This is a genomic window from Brytella acorum, assembly GCF_029309905.1.
Lineage (GTDB): Bacteria > Pseudomonadota > Alphaproteobacteria > Acetobacterales > Acetobacteraceae > Brytella > Brytella acorum.
Genome location: NZ_JARBJP010000004.1, coordinates 159,485 through 178,955 on the forward strand (window position 1 = coordinate 159,485; position 19,471 = coordinate 178,955).

At 56.1% G+C, this 19,471-nt stretch carries 22 protein-coding genes; 17 read left to right on the plus strand and 5 right to left on the minus strand.

The window, feature by feature from the left end:
• Window positions 1–12 precede the first annotated feature (12 nt).
• The 17 genes from PWM43_RS09070 to PWM43_RS09150 all read left to right on the plus strand — a co-directional run bounded on the left by PWM43_RS09070 (window position 13) and on the right by PWM43_RS09150 (window position 14,388).
• A complete protein-coding gene (locus PWM43_RS09070) occupies window positions 13–1,392 on the plus strand; it encodes a DUF4043 domain-containing protein (protein ID WP_289842169.1) in 1,380 nt (459 codons plus the stop codon).
• A 13-nt stretch (window positions 1,393–1,405) separates the two neighbouring features.
• The gene (locus PWM43_RS09075) at window positions 1,406–1,807 is read left to right on the plus strand and encodes a hypothetical protein (RefSeq protein WP_289842170.1); all 402 of its coding nucleotides are present in this window, start codon (window positions 1,406–1,408) and stop codon (window positions 1,805–1,807) included.
• Window positions 1,808–1,851: 44 nt separating this feature from the next.
• The gene (locus PWM43_RS09080; RefSeq protein ID WP_289842171.1) at window positions 1,852–2,448 is read left to right on the plus strand and encodes a hypothetical protein; all 597 of its coding nucleotides are present in this window, start codon (window positions 1,852–1,854) and stop codon (window positions 2,446–2,448) included.
• Window positions 2,449–2,572: 124 nt separating this feature from the next.
• Window positions 2,573–3,427 carry a hypothetical protein gene (locus PWM43_RS09085; RefSeq protein WP_289842172.1) on the plus strand — a complete coding sequence of 285 codons (855 nt, stop codon included), beginning with the start codon at window positions 2,573–2,575 and terminating at the stop codon, window positions 3,425–3,427.
• A gap of 87 nt (window positions 3,428–3,514) precedes the next feature.
• Window positions 3,515–4,999 carry a phage tail sheath protein gene (locus PWM43_RS09090; protein ID WP_289842173.1) on the plus strand — a complete coding sequence of 495 codons (1,485 nt, stop codon included), beginning with the start codon at window positions 3,515–3,517 and terminating at the stop codon, window positions 4,997–4,999.
• A 2-nt stretch (window positions 5,000–5,001) separates the two neighbouring features.
• Window positions 5,002–5,427: a hypothetical protein gene (locus PWM43_RS09095; RefSeq protein ID WP_289842174.1), complete on the plus strand. Its 426-nt coding sequence runs from the start codon at window positions 5,002–5,004 to the stop codon at window positions 5,425–5,427.
• Window positions 5,424–5,744, plus strand: coding sequence for a hypothetical protein (locus PWM43_RS09100; RefSeq protein WP_289842175.1), 321 nt, complete (start codon window positions 5,424–5,426; stop codon window positions 5,742–5,744). Before PWM43_RS09095 ends, PWM43_RS09100 begins: the two co-directional genes overlap by 4 nt.
• Before the next feature lie 264 nt (window positions 5,745–6,008).
• Window positions 6,009–6,707: a hypothetical protein gene (locus tag PWM43_RS09105; RefSeq protein ID WP_289842176.1), complete on the plus strand. Its 699-nt coding sequence runs from the start codon at window positions 6,009–6,011 to the stop codon at window positions 6,705–6,707.
• 121 nt (window positions 6,708–6,828) lie between these two features.
• A complete protein-coding gene (locus tag PWM43_RS09110; RefSeq protein WP_289842177.1) occupies window positions 6,829–7,653 on the plus strand; it encodes a hypothetical protein in 825 nt (274 codons plus the stop codon).
• 53 nt (window positions 7,654–7,706) lie between these two features.
• Complete coding sequence (locus PWM43_RS15425) at window positions 7,707–7,910, plus strand: hypothetical protein (protein ID WP_394356058.1); 204 nt, start codon at window positions 7,707–7,709, stop codon at window positions 7,908–7,910.
• Window positions 7,907–8,983, plus strand: coding sequence for a hypothetical protein (locus tag PWM43_RS09120; RefSeq protein WP_289842179.1), 1,077 nt, complete (start codon window positions 7,907–7,909; stop codon window positions 8,981–8,983). Before PWM43_RS15425 ends, PWM43_RS09120 begins: the two co-directional genes overlap by 4 nt.
• Complete coding sequence (locus PWM43_RS09125; protein WP_289842180.1) at window positions 8,983–9,603, plus strand: baseplate assembly protein; 621 nt, start codon at window positions 8,983–8,985, stop codon at window positions 9,601–9,603. The genes PWM43_RS09120 and PWM43_RS09125 overlap by 1 nt, the downstream gene beginning before the upstream one ends.
• Window positions 9,600–9,962 (plus strand): GPW/gp25 family protein, encoded by a 363-nt coding sequence (locus PWM43_RS09130; protein WP_289842181.1) that lies wholly within the window; start codon window positions 9,600–9,602, stop codon window positions 9,960–9,962. The genes PWM43_RS09125 and PWM43_RS09130 overlap by 4 nt, the downstream gene beginning before the upstream one ends.
• Before the next feature lie 103 nt (window positions 9,963–10,065).
• The gene (locus PWM43_RS09135; protein WP_289842182.1) at window positions 10,066–11,208 is read left to right on the plus strand and encodes a baseplate J/gp47 family protein; all 1,143 of its coding nucleotides are present in this window, start codon (window positions 10,066–10,068) and stop codon (window positions 11,206–11,208) included.
• On the plus strand, window positions 11,205–12,443 hold the full coding sequence (locus PWM43_RS09140; protein WP_289842183.1) for a hypothetical protein: 1,239 nt from the start codon (window positions 11,205–11,207) through the stop codon (window positions 12,441–12,443). The genes PWM43_RS09135 and PWM43_RS09140 overlap by 4 nt, the downstream gene beginning before the upstream one ends.
• Window positions 12,443–13,129 (plus strand): hypothetical protein, encoded by a 687-nt coding sequence (locus PWM43_RS09145; protein WP_289842184.1) that lies wholly within the window; start codon window positions 12,443–12,445, stop codon window positions 13,127–13,129. Before PWM43_RS09140 ends, PWM43_RS09145 begins: the two co-directional genes overlap by 1 nt.
• Window positions 13,129–14,388, plus strand: a complete 1,260-nt coding sequence (locus PWM43_RS09150) for a glycine-rich domain-containing protein (RefSeq protein ID WP_289842185.1) — start codon at window positions 13,129–13,131, stop codon at window positions 14,386–14,388. The genes PWM43_RS09145 and PWM43_RS09150 overlap by 1 nt, the downstream gene beginning before the upstream one ends.
• An 18-nt stretch (window positions 14,389–14,406) precedes the next feature.
• Here PWM43_RS09150 and PWM43_RS09155 read toward each other — a convergent pair whose 3' ends face one another.
• From PWM43_RS09155 to PWM43_RS09175, 5 genes are read right to left on the minus strand one after another with little or no spacing between them, the layout of a single operon-like run.
• On the minus strand, window positions 14,407–15,243 hold the full coding sequence (locus tag PWM43_RS09155; RefSeq protein ID WP_289842186.1) for a dihydrolipoyllysine-residue succinyltransferase component of 2-oxoglutarate dehydrogenase complex: 837 nt from the start codon (window positions 15,241–15,243) through the stop codon (window positions 14,407–14,409).
• A gap of 38 nt (window positions 15,244–15,281) precedes the next feature.
• Window positions 15,282–16,286 (minus strand): hypothetical protein, encoded by a 1,005-nt coding sequence (locus tag PWM43_RS09160; RefSeq protein ID WP_289842187.1) that lies wholly within the window; start codon window positions 16,284–16,286, stop codon window positions 15,282–15,284.
• A gap of 14 nt (window positions 16,287–16,300) precedes the next feature.
• Window positions 16,301–17,233, minus strand: a complete 933-nt coding sequence (hslO, locus tag PWM43_RS09165; RefSeq protein WP_289842188.1) for an Hsp33 family molecular chaperone HslO — start codon at window positions 17,231–17,233, stop codon at window positions 16,301–16,303.
• Between the two features lie 44 nt (window positions 17,234–17,277).
• Window positions 17,278–18,258, minus strand: coding sequence for an ornithine carbamoyltransferase (gene argF / locus PWM43_RS09170; RefSeq protein ID WP_289842189.1), 981 nt, complete (start codon window positions 18,256–18,258; stop codon window positions 17,278–17,280).
• A complete protein-coding gene (locus PWM43_RS09175) occupies window positions 18,255–19,448 on the minus strand; it encodes an aspartate aminotransferase family protein (protein WP_289842190.1) in 1,194 nt (397 codons plus the stop codon). Before PWM43_RS09175 ends, argF begins: the two co-directional genes overlap by 4 nt.
• Window positions 19,449–19,471 lie beyond the last annotated feature (23 nt).

A 19,471-nucleotide genomic window follows, 5' to 3' on the forward strand; every position in this document is an offset into this window, starting at 1 on the left:
GAAGAAACCTTCATGGGTATCGAAAATTTCCCCGTTCAGCTCCAGGCCGCAGTTCAGCAGGGGTTTCTCGCGCGTGAATTTGAGAACGGTCTACGTTCGCGTCTTGGCTTCCGTCAGATTGCAGATCGTGAGGTATTTCCGAATGCCATCGGCGAAACACTGACAAAGACACGTAAAAGCCTGAAGGCTCCCGTAACAACGCCGATGCTGCCGACGGGGAATACGAATTTCGATAATGGCCTCTCGCCGAGCGGTTGGTCTATTGAGCAATACACTTTGTCGATCAATCAGTACGGCGACACGATTGACCTGAATATGGTCACGTCCGGCGTCGGGATTGCGTCTCAGTTTTTGGCGAATGCCAATACGAACGGTATTCAGGCTATGCAGTCGCTGGACCGTCTGGCCCGTAACACCCTTTTCGGTGGCGCGCCGAATGGTGTTGGCGGCTATCTTGGCGGGAATACGCGCGTGACGACAACGCTGGGCTCGGCTGGAGATACGATCGAAGTCGACGATATTTCCGGATTCCAGAATGTTATTGTAAACGGCCAAGTGACCTCGATCGGCTCCAGCCATGGGATGACTGTTACCGTCGGATCCGGTGTGTATACTTTGATTGCTGCGCAGGCGGATGCGACCAATGTGTCGACAGCTCCTAATGGTATTTCCGGAACGTTGACGTTTTCGGCTGCCGTCTCTGTATCGGACGGCACAAATGGGAACGCTGTGGTAGCGGCTACGGCGCCTCTTGTGATCCGGCCGAATGGTCGTCTTACAACCGCAGCCCTTCAGACGGCCAGCGTCAATGGTCCGGCGGACACGCTGAGCATTCAGAATGTTCTGGCGGGTGTTGCCGCATTGCGTCGGAACAATGTTCCCGTGATCGACGGAGCTTACCACTGCTATCTGGACGACCTGCAGTTGCTGTCTATGTTCCGTGATGCGGACTTCAAATATCTGTATCGTGGTGCTTATGGTTCGGAAGAATATCGTTCTGGGCAGGTTGTCGAACTGCTGGGGGTGCGCTTCATTCCGACCACAGAGGCACCTCAGCAGGCGTCGCTTGGTGCCGGTTCGATTCATCGGGCACTTCTCGTGGGACAAGGTGCGATTGTTGAGGGTGATTGCGCATCTGTCGGTCATAGCGACATTCCGGATATGGAGCGGTCTCTGATTGAAATTGTTGATGGTGTCGCGATGGTGACGCGCGAGCCTCTTGATCGCCTACGTCAGATTATTGCGCAGTCCTGGTATTGGATTGGCGGTTTTGCACTGCCGACAGATGTGACGGCGAATACGTCTATTATTCCGACGGCGACCAATGCGTATCTCAAGCGTGGTGTGATTATTGAGAGCCTTGGAACGGATGCTCTCGGGTTGGTGAGCTGATTGGAGGAAGGGCATGTCTGAGTCCACGGGTTTTTCGGACATGCCGCTCAGTGACGCCGAAAAAACGGATGTGCGTCGATTCTGCGGTTATCCGGCAATTGGTGCAACGGCGAGCGGTGAAAATTCCTGGCGTTTTTTTCAAACCTATGGGGCGCTTGAGTGGCGGATGAACAATCTTTCCTCAAGCGAACTGATCCAGGCGCGGACTTACGTGGCGCAAATCCTACCGCTTGAAGTCGCGATTCTGGGCGTGTCTGCCAATTTGGATACCGATCAGGCGGCTGTCTGGAAGCATAATGCCAACGAGACAAGGGACCGAATGTCTCTTTTCTGTCTCTGGCGCAAACGATTTTGCGGCTTCCTGGGAGTGCCGCCTGGGCCTGACCTGCAGAGTATGGCCGACATCATAATCTGAAATAAGAGATTTTGACGCCGTTCAAGGAGGATAGGGAGAATATTTTGGAGCGCGATGCACTCGATAGACTTGTGGCTGTCGGCTTCGGACATGCGGCGCTGCATCTTGGCATGAAGGGTGTACAGTATCGCCCAACGGATGCGCTGGCCCCGATGGCGTCCGTATATGCGGCGCCAGTCATGGCGTTCGATCGTCAGCCAGGCTTCAGGTTTCTGGCGCCGGGCGGGTGGGGAGCCATAAGTCGTTTTGTTCTGATGGATGTTTCCGACGTTCTGACGGGTGATATTCTGGTCAGCGGCCAGGATACATATTTCGTGGCGCGAACGGATGATTTCCGGCCGCCGCTCTGTATCCAGTGCAACCGTGTCGTGACCATTAGCAATGTAACGGGAACAAGCGGGAACGTCGTTGCGTCCTGCCCGGCTGCGATCGAAATGAAGGGCAGGGGAGAGGGGGAAAAGAGCGGAATGCCGGGGTCACTGCGACCGGGGCAATTTGTCCTGCTGCTTCCGTCTTTGCCGGGCGTTTTGCTGCAGCCGTATATGACGGTTACGAGTGATCTCGGGACATCCTACACGTTGAATGCGGTCGAAACGTCATCTTACGGCTTTCGCTGCATTATTTCGATGCAGCAGGTATGATATGGCGGATGTGTCTCAGGTCTCGTTAGCTCTTGCGTTTGAATGTGCGACGCTTGTCTACCCGCTCGGGCTGGACAAGGCGTCCGTGACGGGACGACAGACTTTTGTGCGCCGAGGATGGTTGTTGCCCAGCGACGTCTTTTCGGCCGAATCTGTCAGGAGCAATGTTGATTATATCACCGTAACGGCGGCACTTGAGGATTACAAGGGTCTGGCGGAACCGCTGGGGCGACCATGGACCCAGGATCTTAAAATTGATCCCACGATCAGCGTTTCTTGTGACGATAATGTCGCGACGGTTGCTTTTGCCAGTGGAGGCGCTCCTTGTGGTATCGTGGGGTTGCGTTGGGATGGCGGTCCTATCCGCTCGGCGACGAGTGCCTATGCGGTTTCAGCGAATGATACGCCACAAAGCGTCGCGGCGGGATTGGCCGCGGGGTTCAGCGGTGCGATCGCTGTGGGCGCGCAAGTCAAAGTTTTAGAGGGCTCGTTGACGGCCCGCGTGGCGGGTTATGGCCGTTCACGTCGCGTGACGCGACGACAAACCCAGAAATTGCGACTTTCGATATGGACGAGCAGCGCAGACGCTCGCGAGCAACTGGGACAGCTCCTGGACACCTCGCTCAGTGAGATCAACTGGTTGCCGACTGCGGATTGTGGTCAGGCGCAACTTTCGTTCGAGGGATCTGGAGATATCGATACTTTGCAGACGCAGACCCTGTATCGCCGAGACCTTATTTTTCGAACGGTTTTTGACACCTTTCAGAGTGAATGGTCGGCATACATGATGTTCGGCGTGGGACAGCTATCAGGACCAGAATGGGAGGCTGGCTTCGGAGATGCGCTGCCCAGTCTGGACGGGCAGAGCGATCTGGCGGTGCTGGCCGCAGAGGCTGCCGCGACCCAAGGTATTGTGGCTGATTGCTCCTATCCAGGTCTTACGACTGACGCATTTGGAACGGTCCGATCGGCATCGTGAGACAATGATTTTGGCTGAAATTTTACAGGCCGACTCTCACTGCAACCGTCCTGCTTATGAGTGTGCCGCAGTTCGAAGGGAAATTTAATGTCGCGTATTTATCAGGCTGGAACGTTGAACACGTCTGCGCTGACGGTTCCAGACCTTTATGTGCAGATTGCTCAGCCGCAATCTTTAACGCTGTCTGGCGCATCGACGGGTATTCTTGGAGTTGTTGGAACCGCGTCATGGGGGCCGACAAATGTACCCACGCCTGTCGGCGGCATGGGCGACTATATGTCGAGTTTTGGTGCGAAACGGGGCAACACGACGGATGCCGGGCTTGCCGTTAATATCGCTCAGCTTCAGGGGGCGAATCTATTTCGGGTCGTGCGCGTCACCGATGGAACGGATAAGGCGGCCGCAGGGGCGCTCAGTGGCGTAACGCTTACGGCGGCTTGTACGGGATCGGCTGGTAACGACATTGTGGCAACATTGGCTGTTGCGAGCCGGGGATACTCTCTGGTCGTGTCTCATCCGGTACTCGGCGTCTCGAATTACATGGGTGCAGACTGGCCCGCGCTTGCACAGGCGGTCGCGGCCGATTCCGCAGCTCTGGTCGTGTTGGAGATTCCTTCGGAGGCGCCGACGTTCAGCGCGGGTGGAGTTACCCTCTCTGGGGGCAGCGATGGTGGGATTCCTCCGACCTCCGCATTTATTGGTGTGGATGGTGTGAGCCGGACCGGCATGTATGCTCTGCGTGGGCAGGGATGCTCACTCGTTATACTGCATGGTATTACTGACTCGAGTTGTTTCACCATTCAGGCTGCGTTTGGCCTTGGTGAAGGGGCTTATATGGTTGTGAGTGGACCGCAGGGAGATACGCTGGCCAATGCCGTGGCGAACAAGGCATCAGCGGGGCTGGATTCCTATGCTGTCAAACTCATGTTTGGTGACTGGATATGGTGGAATGACGATACGAATGGGCTGATGCTTGTCAGTCCTCAGGCATTTTCTGCGGGAATCCTGGCGGCTCTATCACCGCAGAGATCGAGTTTGAACAAGGCGCTCTCTGGCGTGGTCGGTAGCCAGAAAGCGGGCATGTCCGGAGTGGGAACAACTTATTCTGTCGCTGAACTGGCGATGTTGTTCGAGGCGGGGATCGATGTGATCTGTAACCCCGCGCCGGGTGGTTCATATTGGGCTGTTCGCTGTGGGCATAATAGCTCCAGTAATGCCGCAATTTGTGGCGATAATTATACACGGATGACGAACTACCTGGCCTCGTCTCTGGCGGGAGGCATGGGCGCTTATGTGGGGAGCGTTATCAACGACACGTTGTTCGGGGATATTCGTGCCACGCTTCTTGGATTTTTGTCTTCACTTGTTTCGCAGGGAATTCTTGGAATCACCAATAATACGCTGCCTTATGCGGTTGTTTGTGACGCGAGCAATAACAGCGCGGCCCGGATTGCGTTGGGTTATGTCCAGGCTGATGTTCAGGTCCAATATCAGGGCATTAATGAGAAGTTTATCGTCAATCTACAGGGCGGAACGTCTGTAACTGTCTCCAACTCTGGGGGGAATGTTTAAGCATGACCAAACCATATAGTATCGGTCGTGACTGCCGCGTGACGTTTTTGTGGAATGGCTCTCGGATTGACCTGAGAGATGTTACCGGGTTTCAGGCAATCCAGCAGACGCGCACGCAGAGGGCCGATCCTCTTAACGGAATGCCCGTCGTCTTTAATACGCCGAATGGGTGGAGCGGAACATTTACGATTGCGCGCGCCAATGCCAATCTCGACGAGCTGGTGGCGGCGATTGAATCATCTTTCTGGAATGCAGGCGTCATCGGGAGTGGTACGATTTATCAGTATATCACCGAGCCGGACGGAAGCATGACAACCTGGGAATATCTGAATGTTTCCATGACGTTGGAAACGGATCGTTGGCAAGCTGAGGGCATGATCCATCAATCCGTTCACTTTTTTGCATCTACGCGAGTGAAAATTTCATGACCATGCTTCCTCATGAGATAAAGACCTCTGGGGGGCGGAAGTTAACGCTTCGTGAGGTCGATCCCGCCGACATGTTGGATTTAATCGAAGCTGCTGGCTCGGCCATGAACGGGGCTTCGGCCGCTACATGGCTGGGTTATGCGCAGATGGTTTGCTCGGTCACAGCGATAGACGGCGTTCCAGTACAGATGCCTGCCACGAAGTTGGAGGTCAAGGATCTTGCCCGCCGTATTGGTAATGACGGGGTGTCAGTATTGTGTCCTTTGTTCGAAGGGGAGATCGCTCAGTCGGAGATCGAAGCTTCAGCAAAAAACTGAGTCGGCACCCCGTTTTTGGAGAAATGCTCTATCTTCTTCGAAATGGGGTGCCGTGGGATGTAATGAAGCAATGGTCGCGAGCGCGCCGAATGGCTGCATGTGTGGCAATTGCCGAACAGGATGGGGCCATTTTTGACTGGGATTTCATGCGATATCGTTCCGAATAGGTTGATTCCTGTTCGCGTCCCACGAGCAGCTAAAGTTGCCGTGGGACGGATTCTGAGTGTATCGCGCCTTATGAATGTGGTGCCGCGTCGGAAGGCTATGGATATTCCGCAGAAATCTGCTGAATCCGAGTCTGCGAATGCCGTACATTTGGTGTCCTTATTGCGCGGTATTCGTGATAAATTTGTTTTGCGACATGTGAATTTTGAACGAAAACAATTATTGTCTGGCACGAAATCAAAACATTTTTCGTTCAAGTCCCTGGGAGCTAAGAAGTTTGGCCTGGGTGCTGGCTCGAATGCGAAAATGTCGAGAGTAATGTATTTCTTGGATCGATCTCGAAGTAATAATATTCGTCCTTATTCCGGCCAGTTTATGTCGCCGACTGTCAGGGCAATATTGCATCGCTCCAAGGTGATGGTCGGTCAGACTCTTTATCCGATGGAAAGCGGTGCCAAAAAAGCGCCATTTACGAATAATCGATCATCACTGGGACTTGTTTCTGTGCCTAAAACCAGTTTTGGTCGGCAGACCGACGGTATCCGGTGGGTGCCTCCATATCGTGCGCCGATGTCAGAGGTTAACAAACGAAGGGGTGGCGGAGTTGGGCGATCGGTCGATGATGCGGGCGTCCATATCGACGGTTCGTTTTCAAATCATCTTTCTATGTCTGCGACAATCAACAGAGGCGTCGTGGATATTGTGCCCGGTAGCGGATATCTTGCAGCGAGGAGTCGCTCCGCGATGTTCGATGAGCTGGCACACCCACAATATGCCGGAACGAGTGTTGGATTTTAATAACGCATTTTATGCTTGAGATACGAGACTTTGTCGCATGGGCGTTGGAATAACAGAAATTGAGTCTGTAGTCGGTGCGATAGGACGGGCATCTGCTGCGGCACCTGTCTTGATTGGCAACATGGTTCTGACCGGGCTGGAAGTTCCCGATGAACTTATCGTGGGAGGGCGACAGGAGCTGGTTGTGCATCGCCTCCTTGGTGGTGGTCGGGTTATCGACACGCTTGGTAATGATCCGTCGAGACTGATGCTGCGGGGGAGGTTTGTCGGGCCAGAAGCGCAGATGCGCGCCAGGATACTTGAGCGCATGCGCATGGCAGGCGCAGCTGTCGCCTTTTCGGCCGCGGGGTTATCGTGCCAAGTATGGATCGTGCAATTCCAATACGCGTACGAAGCGAAGGGCGCTTTGTGCCGTTATTGGCTCGAACTTGAGCGTGCCGCGGAACAGGTATCGAATACCGCGTCTCAGGAGAACGGCTGGTCAAATGATGTGGGAAATGCGCTTTCAACGTTAACGTCCTTTGTCGGAGGCGTATCCAGTGCGACGTATGTTCTGGCGGGGCAGATCGGGACGGTGGGTGGTCAAGTTACGCCGCTGGCTACAATGGTCGGCGCAGGTGGGGCCGTTGCCAAGGTTTCCGATGCTTTGGGAGTCGTGAATGGTATCTCCCAGACAGGAGTGGACTTGGCGACTTCTCCAGAATCCGTTGCCTCAATGCTCTCCGGATTTCGACAGGCTGGTGCGGGTCTTACTTCTGTTTTGAGCGAAAGTGGCGCCAATCTGGAGGGAATTGCTCTCATGAATAGCAATTCCCTCTCGGCTCTCACAGTCAATGCCGGACTAGCCAGTACGGCGGCTGACACGGGGGGGCTGCTCAATCGTGCATCTGCGAATGTGTCGATTGCGGGGGGCATAGTTCCTACCGCTGCGAATGCTACCGTCTAAAGTAAAACTAACTTCATATATGGTAAAAGTGGTGAAATGCGAGGGTCGTGACAATGATAATCCAGGTCACAGCGGCGGATATTTCTCTTTTTCACGTAGCCGCGCGGTACTTGGGTGATGCAACTCAATGGTGGCGGATCTCCCAGTTAAACGGTATCTCCGATCCTGATCTGAGTCGTCTGACGTCCCCAATTTCGGTTGCATTGCCGTCACAGAGTGCGACTTTAACGGCAGGTCTGCCGGAGTTGGTCGCATGAGCAACGCGCGAGCGTGGGACATAAGGCTGCTGGTCGACGGGGAGGTTCCACTTGGGACGCCGGTTATGGCCTTCAAGGTGTCAACAAGCCGTTATGCGGAGTGTGATACGGCCGAAATGCATCTCGCGGTAGATCGGCTGGCTCTTCAGGGTGTTCGCCCCTGGTTTGATTCTATGGTTTCGACGCGCCCGGACGTCCAGTTACAGCTTTTGAGGCGGAATACAAAAGGGGCATCATGGCAAACTATTTTCCATGGCATTGCAGACTATGTTATCTGGTCTCGTGATAACTATCGTGTAACGATAGAGTGTCGCGATTATTTATCATTGCTATTGGACGCACGTGTACAGGATGCATGGCTTAATTGCCGCGCTTCGGAGTTGATCGAACGTGTTGTAGCGACGTCAGGTCTGTCTTCCGATATTGACCTTGGGAGCACTGATAGTCCTGCGACAGGAATGACAGGGCAATTCTGGCAGGTTGAACACAAACGTGGGAGCGCTCTGGCACAGCATCGCTTTCAGACGGCGTTTGATATCGCTTTTTTTCTGGCGCGTGAGGCTAATTGTGACCTTTTCGCGTCCGGAAAGACGATTGTCGCCCGGCCCATTCTTTCTTCAGATGACCAGAATGCGATCATACATGAAAACAGCACGGGAGCATTGACGACCTTGTTGTATCGGGATCTTGCAGCTCCGGACGGTGTCGTTGTGCATTTTGCGTCCTGGGATAGTCGCCAGAGAAGCCGTACCGAGACGTTTTTTGATGGACACACATTCTCTTCAGAGCGTCCTGCAAAAGGGTTGATTCATAGTTTTCGTGTGCCTGGCCGAAGACTGGATGATCTGCAGGTTATGGCGCGTGGAAAATATATGAGGATCGTGGCGCAGCAGAGGCACGTACATTTGCGTCTTCCCGGGTGTCCGGATATTCGACCTCGGAGTTTCATGAAGCTACCGGAGAACGCCGTTACGGCTTGGCCAGACATTATGGGCATCGATCGTGTGGTTTCCCAAGTCTCACCGACAGAAGGATTTATTCAGGATATTGTTTTTTCTGAGAGGTTGGCTTGATGGATAACCATTTCGCTGCGGTCACCACAACCAATAGAATCGCTCACACAGTTCATGGTATTGTTTCGGCTGTTGATCCGGCGAATCATGCCGTCAAGGTCTTATTGCAGCCGGAGAATATCGAGACTGGCTGGATTCCGGATGCTGTCTTGACACAAGTTGGAGATCTTCGAATTTCCTGCCCGACTGTTCCTGGAACACATGTCGTTCTTCAACCGATTGAAGGGGACGGGGAGCATCTGGTTGTTACAAGTGTCGTTTACGATGCCGTTGTCATGCCTGTCGTGTCGCCGGCGACAGGTCTGGTGGCCCAGCCCGGAGAGTTGTTGATCGTGACAGGGTGTGGAGCGCCCCCTCAGGGCAACGATGATCCTGTCGGAGCTTCCAATGGCGTTGCCGGGTGGTGCCATGTGACACCTACCGGAGTTTTTCTCGGGGCTGGAGATGCGAGGCTGAGCATAAATGACGGGGAGGTGGTCATTTCTGTTGACGGCACGACGGCAAGTTTATCTTCCGCCGGTCTCAAGTTGGAGGGGGGAGATATCATGACCGATCTCCATTCGCTGAATTCGCATCGACATCCCCTGGGCAACCAAGTGACGGGAGGACCGCTGGGATGAATGCGATCGCGCATGTCATGGGGGCGGACCTTACACTGGCGGCGGGCACGGGTCTTTCTGTAATTTCGGGCGCAGACTGTGTTCGTCAAAAAATATTGCGACGTCTTTGTACCAATCCTGGCGCTTATATCTGGCAACTTGATTATGGTGCGGGGCTTCCCGCGATGATCGGAGATCCGACTTCGACGTCCCTTATCGAGAGCATTGTGAGGGCTCAAATGGCACTGGAGGCGGGTGTCGATCAGACTCAACCGGTGTCGGTCAGTGTCGAGCAATTCTCTGATGGGGGCGTGCGCTGCGTTATAACGTATGTCGATGCTCAGACTCAACAGACGCAATTGCTCAGCGTCCTCAACTAAGGGGAAGCGGCCTGGGTGCGCAAGACGCAATTCTCAGGGCTGACAGCGGGAATATTGGAGAACGGCAGGGCGCTTTTCGGCGCCCTTTTTGTTGGGTGCGGATATGTCTCTTACTTTTCGATCTTTCGCGACGACCGTTGCGACAGCGGTCGCAACGGCGCAGGCATCCTGTGCTCAATTATTAAATATGGATGTGGGGACGCCCGGGCGGGCGTTGATGGAAAGCGTCAGCGGTGTAGGGCTCTGGTTTCAGTATCTGGCCCTGCAAGTTTTATCGCGTACGCGCCTTGCGACATCTCAGGGAACAGATTGCGATAGCTTCGTAAACGATTTCGGAATGATGAGACTATCCGGAACGCCTGCGACCGGCATGGTGACAATGACCTGTTTTTCGTCTCAGGGACAGTCGGCCGTTATCCCTGCCGGTGTCACCGTCCGCACAGTTTCTGGCATAACATTTACTGTCATCGAGGATAGTGCGCTTCCGTACTGGTCTACGACATTGGGGGGATATGTTCGGACTGCCGGGGTGGCGTCAATCTCTGTTCCTGTTCAAGCCGTTATCGCCGGTGGATCGGGGAATGTAGCGATCGGGGCCATCTGCCTGATGGGAACGGCTGTCGCCGGTATCGATACCGTCACGAATTCCGCCCCCCTGTTGAACGGCTCGGATATGGAAACCGATGAGGCGCTTCGTGATCGATTTCCGTTATGGTTGGCGGCGAAAGCGACGGGGTGTCCTGCTGCGGTGGAAAATGCAGTGGCCGGTGTGCAGAGCAACCTGAGTTGCGCGCTGATGGATGGACAATCCCCGGACGGCAGTTCGCGAGCCGGATACTTTACTGTCGTGGTGGATGATGGAACCGGAGCGGCCTCGGATGCCGTTGTGAGTGCCGTTTATGACGCCGTAGATGCGGTGAGAGCCTGCGGGGTCGCCTTTGCTGTCCAGAGACCGAGCGTCATGACGCTCAATGTCTCCATGACCATTACGGTGCCGGTAAATTCGGATACCCAGCTCGTGCAAACGGCTTTGTCGGCAGCCGTTATGGCTGACATTGAAGCTGTGGGCGTCGGCGGTGGCTACGCCTATAGCCGCCTTGCCTATCTTGCATATGTCAACGCCGGTGTCACGGTTCTCGCCGTGACGAATGTGCTTTTGAACGGAAGTCAGGCAGACATTACTTCGCAAAAAAATCGCATTCTTTTGCCGGGATCCGTGTCAATTCAAGTTATCGGAGGATCATGATGCCTGCGTTTAATAATTATCCGAAGCGCGGTACGGTTCGGGGCGATGAAGTTCTTGTTGTTGCTGATAGCAGTGGTATTCAGACCCTGAATGTCACGGCCTCTCAACTTGCCGGCGCTCCGGCTGTTTCACCAGCCACGGGCGAATTCTATGTTGACGATGGCGCGAAAGTCAGTCGTTTTGGTGACCGACTTTTTGTGGGTGCCGCAGTGGATTATCCGGCACAGTCGTCTCGGGATGTGACGCCGCAGGACTGGCTGTCTGGACTGATGGCCGAGACCTCTATCGGACCCTGGGCCATGCAGACCGCGCAGAGTGCCTCTCTCGCAAGATTTGGAACCACGGCATTTGTGGGTGCTTCGCGCACTTCTGACTCACAGTCTGCGGGTTCCATGATGGGCTTCGTGCCGAGTTCAATTGGCATTGGTGCCTGGGGTGTTGCGGATGCGACAGAAAATCCGACGTCGACGACGGCCTATGCTTATTACGGTGAAGGGTGGCGTCTGGCGGGTGTAAATTATCAACCGACGTTCTGTATGGAATTAGAGGCCGTCAATCTCGGCGGACCGGCTTCAGGTATGTCGACCCCGTATCATCCGAATTGCGGCGGAGGGACGTACGCTATTCAGCTTGGAGCGGGTGGAGGGCAGACGTCGGGAACCTCGGACGCCGAAGCTGGAATCGTTTTTGTCAGCAATCCCAATGCGTTTAAGACTGGTATCATATTTGGTGCCTCGTCGCTGACCGGGACAGAGGGATCGGATAGCGGTTACGGAACCGCGATTTCAATGAGCAAGGGACATGGCATCCAATGGCAGACGCCGGAAACAGTCCAGAATGTTCAAGGCGCGTCTACGGGTGCGATGATTTATTCCACAGTAGAGACATCTACCAAGGGCTCTCGGATACAGTTTCTGGATGATGTTCTTGCCATTGAGGACGCGGCAGGAAATGCGGTTTTTTCCGTCGGTATTAATGAAAATCCGACAAATGTTCTGCAGGTGCAAGCCGGTAGCGGTCAGCAGGCGGCGGGAATTTACGTGCAAGGTGGTTTGGGAGGATCTCAGAACCTGGGTCTTTATCCAGGTTTGGGAGGAGAAATTCAGATGACTTCTCCTGTTTCGGGTCTTGCCGGGGCGGTGCCAACGACGGCGTCTGGAGGATTTTTACACATTAATATCAATGGCCAAGACTATCGGATTCCGCTTTTTGAAGCAACGCAGGTGGGAGGCTGATGAGTGAACTGAAAGATGTAGCCTCGGTTACGTTATTGGCAACGGATGGAAAGCCGTTGCTCGATCTCTCTCCTGTACTGGGTTCGAAAGAAGATTTTGCGGGACGTCTGAGATCGTTGCTGCCCACAGGATGGTTTCCAAGTCCTCCTCAGGACGAGGAAATCGAAGAGGCCCCTGCCCTTGCGGCAGTCTTACTTGGTTTTGGTTCTGTTTTTTCCTGGGCATGGGCATTGCTGGGAGGCGTGGCGAAACAAAGCCGCATCGGCAGCATGGACGGGGCCTTTCTGGATATCGCCGCAGCAGATTATTTTGGGAATGCCGGTTTGCTGCGACGTCAGAATGAAACAGATTCCCGTTATCGGGCGAGAATTGCGAGCAGTCTGGTCGATGTCCGTAACACGCGGACGGCCGTCGAAAGGGTTCTGACGAGTATTACGGGTGCCGCGCCGCGTATCGTCGAGCCGATGAATGCCGGAGACTGCCGGGCGCTTGGAGGTCTTGATATTCCGATCGCCGGAGGCGGATACGGTTGGGGATCATCGTCGCTTCGATATGGTCATCCTGCCGGGGGACAGTTTTTTGTGGAGACGGTCCCGGGGAACGCCTCTGGAGCCGTTGAAATTGCAGCAGCGGTCGAGCGGACCAAAGCGCTTGGTGTCATGGCATGGATAAGGGTTGAAAGCTGATGGATCGTGCGATCGTTTATGCGGGCTCCATTCCGATGGATACTGATTTTCTGAAAGCAGGACGCTACGCGAAAGAGGGATTGGGGCGTTTCGCCGAGATGGTGTTCGGTGTGAATGCTACCGCCGCGTGTGGTCTTTCCTGCAGTGTGTCGACGACAGCTTTAGAGATTTCTATCGGGGTTGGTTCGATTGTGGCGCCAGGTGTTCTGGATGCCAATCCTATCGGAGGGGCCGGTGCGGGTCTTGCCGCTGATGAAACGGTGCTTTCCGTTCAGTATTTAAACAGCAATGTACAGACGGTCACTATTCCGACCAGCGGTATCGTTTGCACGATTTATGCTGTGTGTCAGGAATCGGATATCGATTTTGATGTTCTGCCATTTTACAATTCCGCGCAGCCGAGCCAGACATTGGCGGGAGTGTCGAACGATGGGCAGGCTCTTCCGACGCGCCGAACGGGCACGATGAATTTCATCGCGGCAACGACACCGCCGTCAGGTCCCGCAGGTGGTATCGTGGTGCCGCTTTATACGCTTGTCGTCCCCTCGAATGTGACCAGTCTCGCGGGTGTGACGGCAGAGGCGGGGCAGGTCTTCTGGCCGACCATACCGGAACTCGCGACGATGACACTGTTGAAGGCCGTCGCTGCGCCGCCTTCCATCATGTTGAATGGCGGCACACTCGTTATTCCGGCCTGGGCCTCACGGATCGAGTTGCGTGCTGTCGGTGGTGGCGGTGGTGGCTCGACTTCCAGCGCGTCCTCGGCGGATACAGGTTCGTTTTCCGGTTCCGGTGGTGGCGCCGGAGGCGATGCGTGGGGTGTGTATAGTGTGGATCCGGCATCTTCCAATGCCCTGGAGGTGACGATCGGCAGCGCCGGAGGACAACAGGAAACGGGTGGAACGACCCTGGTCAGCTACGGAGGAGTTACTCTCCTGCAGGCTGCAGGCGGGGCGCCAGGAAGTTTTTATTCAAGTCGCGGGTCTTCCGGTGGCGGCGGCGGCGCAGCCTCTGGAGGAACGATCTGGAACCTGACCGGCGGCTGGGGGGGGGACGGCCAAAACAACGCGTATTCTCTGTCCGGCTATGGAGCCGACGGCCCCTGGGGCGGTGGCGGTCGTGCCGGAGCGGATGGTGGTATGGGGGCGACCAAATTCGGCGCGGGCGGCGGCGGCGCTTATACGGTGGCGTCCGAAAACACGGTCTCTTCGGGAGGCTCCGGCTATCAGGGATGCGTTATGTATCGTTTTCTTCCCTGATCGCCAGTTCTCTCATCTTCAGGGTTGTGGCAGCTTGAGAACGCCAGGTTGTGGCGAGCGAGCCTTGACCTCCGGTGAATCCGTGGCGGGCGTATCGCTGTCGTCGTCACCCGTAGGAAAAACAGCGTCGGGAGCGGCGGGTGTTTTCTTTGCCGTGGCGGTGGATGCGGGAATGGCGGAAGATTGAGCCGATGGTGCGTCAGGCGCAGTGTCGCTGGTCGCGGGCGGTGTTTCTGCCGGCGTGTCTCCAGTAAGGTTTTGCTGCTGGATCGCGCCTTCCAGAGGCGCGCCTCCGGCATCCACCAGCCAGTCTTTCAGTGATTTTTTGACCTGAAATTCAAGTTCGACATTCATGTCCTGCATCATCTGGGATGTCAGGGCATAGAGGACGGGGCGAGATTCCGGGTCCTGATCTCCGGGACTCATGGAGCGGCTCACATGGGCCTCAGCATAACCGGCTTTTGCTCCGATTGGAGATTGGACTTCCACATGGACGCTCATGTCGCCTTTTAACGTGCCGCCCGGCTCATGCAGAATGGAGGCGTGCGTAATGGTAAAGGTCGCTGTACCGTCGCTCCCGCTCGCAATCAGGCGGTCTCGAGCCATTTCTTGCAACGCCTGATCGGGTGTCGTCGGGGCCTTGGCCGAAATATCTCCCGCTTCGCTTCCCGGAGGCGCGTGGTCGACAATATCGATACGGCTGACGTTGAGGTGCAGTTGGGAGAGATACGTATAGGTGAGCGGCGGAAAATTCTGGGTTGTGTCATCGTCTGCACAACCCGCCAGCATCAAAGGCAGCGTGAACACGCTACCGAGGATCATTGTGCGTATCGACCGCCTGGAAAGAGCATGCATCGTCTTCGTCTCCCGTGAACTGGCAATATATGCCGCAATCAACGACGCCTGAACATGCCTTTCAGGCGTGACAGCAGTCCCGGACGGTGTGGATTTGTCGCTGACGTGGATCGTGTCTCGGGCTGAGTCGGAGAAAATGCGCCGACGTCGCTGTCCGGCATGTTCGTCAGATATTGCCAAGCTTCGGACTTGGACGTGTTTTCCGTCAGGTGGCCGGGTGCTTCGGGGATTTCGGACACGCGTGACGCAGAACCCAATCCATATTCCTGAGCCGAAAGCACCGACGCATTATGGATGTCCTCAATGTGTTCGGGATGGCTCATGTACCACGCCAGAATGCGGGCTGGCAGCAGGGTCGGATTGGGTTGGTCCGATATCAGGAGCTCCGCTGTCGGGCAGTATAAGGCCGGGGTCTGGTCGAGCTGCGTCTCGTCCCAGGCAAGATAGAAAGCGGAATTCACCGTTTCGTCATAGAATCGGTAGACGCGCTGGCCTTCGATGGAAAAAACGATCTGTTCCAGCAGCGGACGGGAAGAATACGGAGATGTGGTGAGAAGGGGGCCTTCACCTGATCGGGTAGCCAGAGTCAGGTGAATGCGATCGTCCGTAAGATGTTGCTTGTCCTGGGTGGGCGAGATCGCAGAAGGATGGCGCACCATCCAGGCGATGGCGAGCTGGATGGCCAGGAATTGCGGTAATGCCGGGAGGTTGCCCGGTCCCTCGGTGGGCATGGTCGCGAGGCTGCTCAGCGTGAGCGGAATGAGGTCGCGTTCAAGTGGTGCGAGAATGGCGTCCGCCGAGAATTTATGCGTAACTTCGATATGAGAGCCGAGATAGCATCCTGCGGTGTCGAGGTACCAAACAGCTTCTCGACCGGAGTCAGAATCGCGCAGCAGAAGACATTGAACTTCCGGGGAAAGCTGAAGGCGCTGTTCGGGCTCCCACCGATCATACAGATTTCGGATCGGGCATCCATCCTGTGTAATGCCTTCAAGCAACGGGGACTGAGCGGCCGGAATGGCAGCGACGGCGGATGAAGTCATGACGCGGGCACCTTTCAGACGTCTTGGCTATGGGCGCCACTAATATCCGCTTGCGAGAAGTGGAAATCGATATCGCAAAACTCGCATGTCATGGTCACGGTGCCATCCTGACTCATATGGTCTATGTCGTCCGGCGGGAATGTGGCGAGCAGACTGGCCAGTCGTGCCCGGCTGCAACGGCAGCCATAGGCCAATGCCCTCGGCTGATCCATCTCAACGCCCAGTGTCCCGAAAAGTCTCGTAATCAGTCGACGTGAGTCGAGCGTTTCATCAAAAATCTCGTCCTGGCGCATTGTCTCGGCGAGAATGCATGCCGTCTGCCATGTATCTTCCGTGATATCATGGCTGTCGTCCCGAATGCCGCCTTCGCTGGCGATACGCTCGAGGATCAGACCTCCGGCTTGCCATCCGGTATCTGTCATGTCGCAGAACAGCTCGATCCAGCAGGGATGCTGCTCGCTGGTATCAAAGTAATGCATGGCCATTTCGGCGAGAGTTTGCCCCTCAATGGACACGATGCCCTGATGACGATCGGTTTCCGCACCCTGATCGATCGTGAACGCGAAATATCCCTCTCCAAGGAGTTTGGCAGGGGATTGGATGTGTGTGTCTTTGTCCGAGCGCACATACAAGCGGAGATCGCCCGTATCCGTGCAGTCGGTCACAAGCGAGGCGATTGGACCGTCCCCCTTGATCTGGAGGGAAAAGGACCCCTTAAATTTGAGAGCGGAACTCAGTCCGGCGACCAGTGCCAGAGCCTCGCCGCCCAGAGCCAGAACTGCGGGCTGATCGTCTCGTCGGGACAATAGCAGGTCAGCCAGATGACCCAGCCGAATGAGGCGCCCGCGCACGGGGGATCCTCGCAGATAAAACGGCGTTACGCCTCGCGGGACGACGAGATTAGGAACGTCAGGTCGTCGCGTGTCGAGAAATGCCGGGGTACTCATTGAACTTGCTGTCCACCTGAAATGTGTTTGGCAGATACCTGGAACTACGATTCCCGAGCGACAGATTGCCAGTTATCTCCACCCAGCGCCCATAGCAGAAGTCCCTTCTGTGCGTGGAGCCGGTTCTCCGCCTCGTCGAACACCACGGATGAAGTTCCTTCGAAGACGTCTTCTGTGACCTCTTCGCCTATGTGGGCTGGAAGACAGTGCATGAAAAGGGCTTTTGGGGTGGCTTTTGCCATGAGCGCGGCATTCACCTGATAGGGTTTGAGCGTGTCGAGACGGGACTGGGATTCTTCGTCCGACATGCTGGTCCAGGTGTCCGTCACGATGCAATCCGCATTCCTGACGGCGTCGGCCGGGTCCGACGTCAGCGTAATTCTGGCTCCCTGCGCTCTTGCCCAGGCTACGACGTCCGCGGCCGGTTGCATGGATGGCGGGGTGGCGAGCGACAGGGAGAAGCCGAAACGGGCCGCGCCTTCGATCAACGAATTGGCGACGTTGTTTCCGTCTCCAACCCAGGCCCAGTGGCTATCGCGAACCGCCCCCCGATGTTCCTCGAACGTCAGAATGTCAGCCAGAATCTGGACCGGGTGCGAGTGGGGCGTGAGACCATTGATAACCGGAATGCTCGCCCAGTGCGCCAATTCCGTCAGGCGGGAGCGTTCACCCGTCCTGACGACCAGCGCATCCAGAAAGCGTGACAGCACGCGTGCCGTGTCGGCCAGCGTTTCGCCCCGGCCAAGTTGCATGTCGGTCGGGGAGAGAATGGCGACATCCCCACCGAGTTGACGCATCCCGATTTCGAAGGACAGGCGCGTGCGGGTCGATGGCTTGGACATGATCAGTCCAAGAGTCCGCCCTTCGAGGGGGCGACCCGGATGTACAGGACGCGTGCGATCGTGCTGCATCCGCTTCACGGCGGAAGCCACGTCCACAATGGCCCTTAAAGTAGCGGCATCCAGATCGCGCAGATCGAGGAAATGACGGAGTAGCGTTGGGGAGCCGCGCGAAATGATTGTCATTCCGAAGCCCCTTTCATGGCGTCCGTCAATTTCTGAGCGGCGCGAGAAAGGCGCAGGCATGCCTCGCGACATTCCTCGTTCGTGACGTTCAGGGGTGGGACCAGACGCAACACGTTGTCGCCTGCGGTGACACAGAGAAGCCCTTCGTGCAGCGCGGCGTTGAGCACTTCTCCGACGGGTGGCTTGCAGCGCAATCCCCATATCAGGCCGCGCCCCCGGGCCAGTTCGAAAATTTCCGGCCAGTCTTTGGCCAGCAGCGACAGCATCTCGCCGAATGCCGCTCCGGTCGTCTGCACATGCTCCAGGAAGCCCGGGGCCAGAATAGCGTCGATAACGGCGTTTCCGGCCGCGCAGGCCAGCGGGTTTCCACCAAATGTCGAACCGTGCGAGCCCGGCGTCATGTGAGACGCGACTTCTTCAGTAGCGAGGATGGCGCCCATCGGGAAACCACCGCCGATGCCCTTGGCGACTGAAATGATATCGGGTTTGACGTCATACCATTCATGGGCAAAGAGCTTGCCCGTGCGTCCCATGCCTGTCTGGACCTCGTCAAAAGCCAACAGGAGACCGAATTCATCGCAGACCTGACGCAGGCCCCGGATAAAATGGGCATCAGCCTGCTTGATTCCGCTTTCTCCCTGGATGAGCTCGACCATGACGCCGGCTGTTTCCGGTGTGATCGCCGCACGAAGCATGTTCAGATTGTTGAACGGCACATGGTCGAAGCCTGGAGCGGGCTCTCCAAAACCATCGAGATAGGCTGGATTGCCGGTGGCCGCGAGCATGGCGATCGTGCGGCCATGGAAGGCGCCGTCACAGCAGATGATGCGCGTCCGTTCCGAATGGCCCCGACGCGCCTGATCGCGGCGCATCATCTTGACCATGCCCTCATTGGCTTCCGCGCCGGAGTTGCAGAAGAAGACGCTGTCGGCGAAGGAATGCGCGACCAGCTTTTCCGCCAACGTTTCCGCTTGCGGAATATGATAGAGGTTCGAGACGTGAATGACGCGTGCGGCCTGCTCAGCGATGGCCGCGACCAGCCTGGGATGACCATGCCCCAGGGCGGACACCGCGATCCCGGCTCCGAAATCAAGAAATCGTCGCCCGTCCGCCGTGTAAAGCCAAGCGCCTTCGCCCCGCTCGAAAGCGAGGTCGGCACGTTTGAACGTTGGCATCAGAGCGGAAATCATGGAGACGGTTTGCCTGGTTTGAA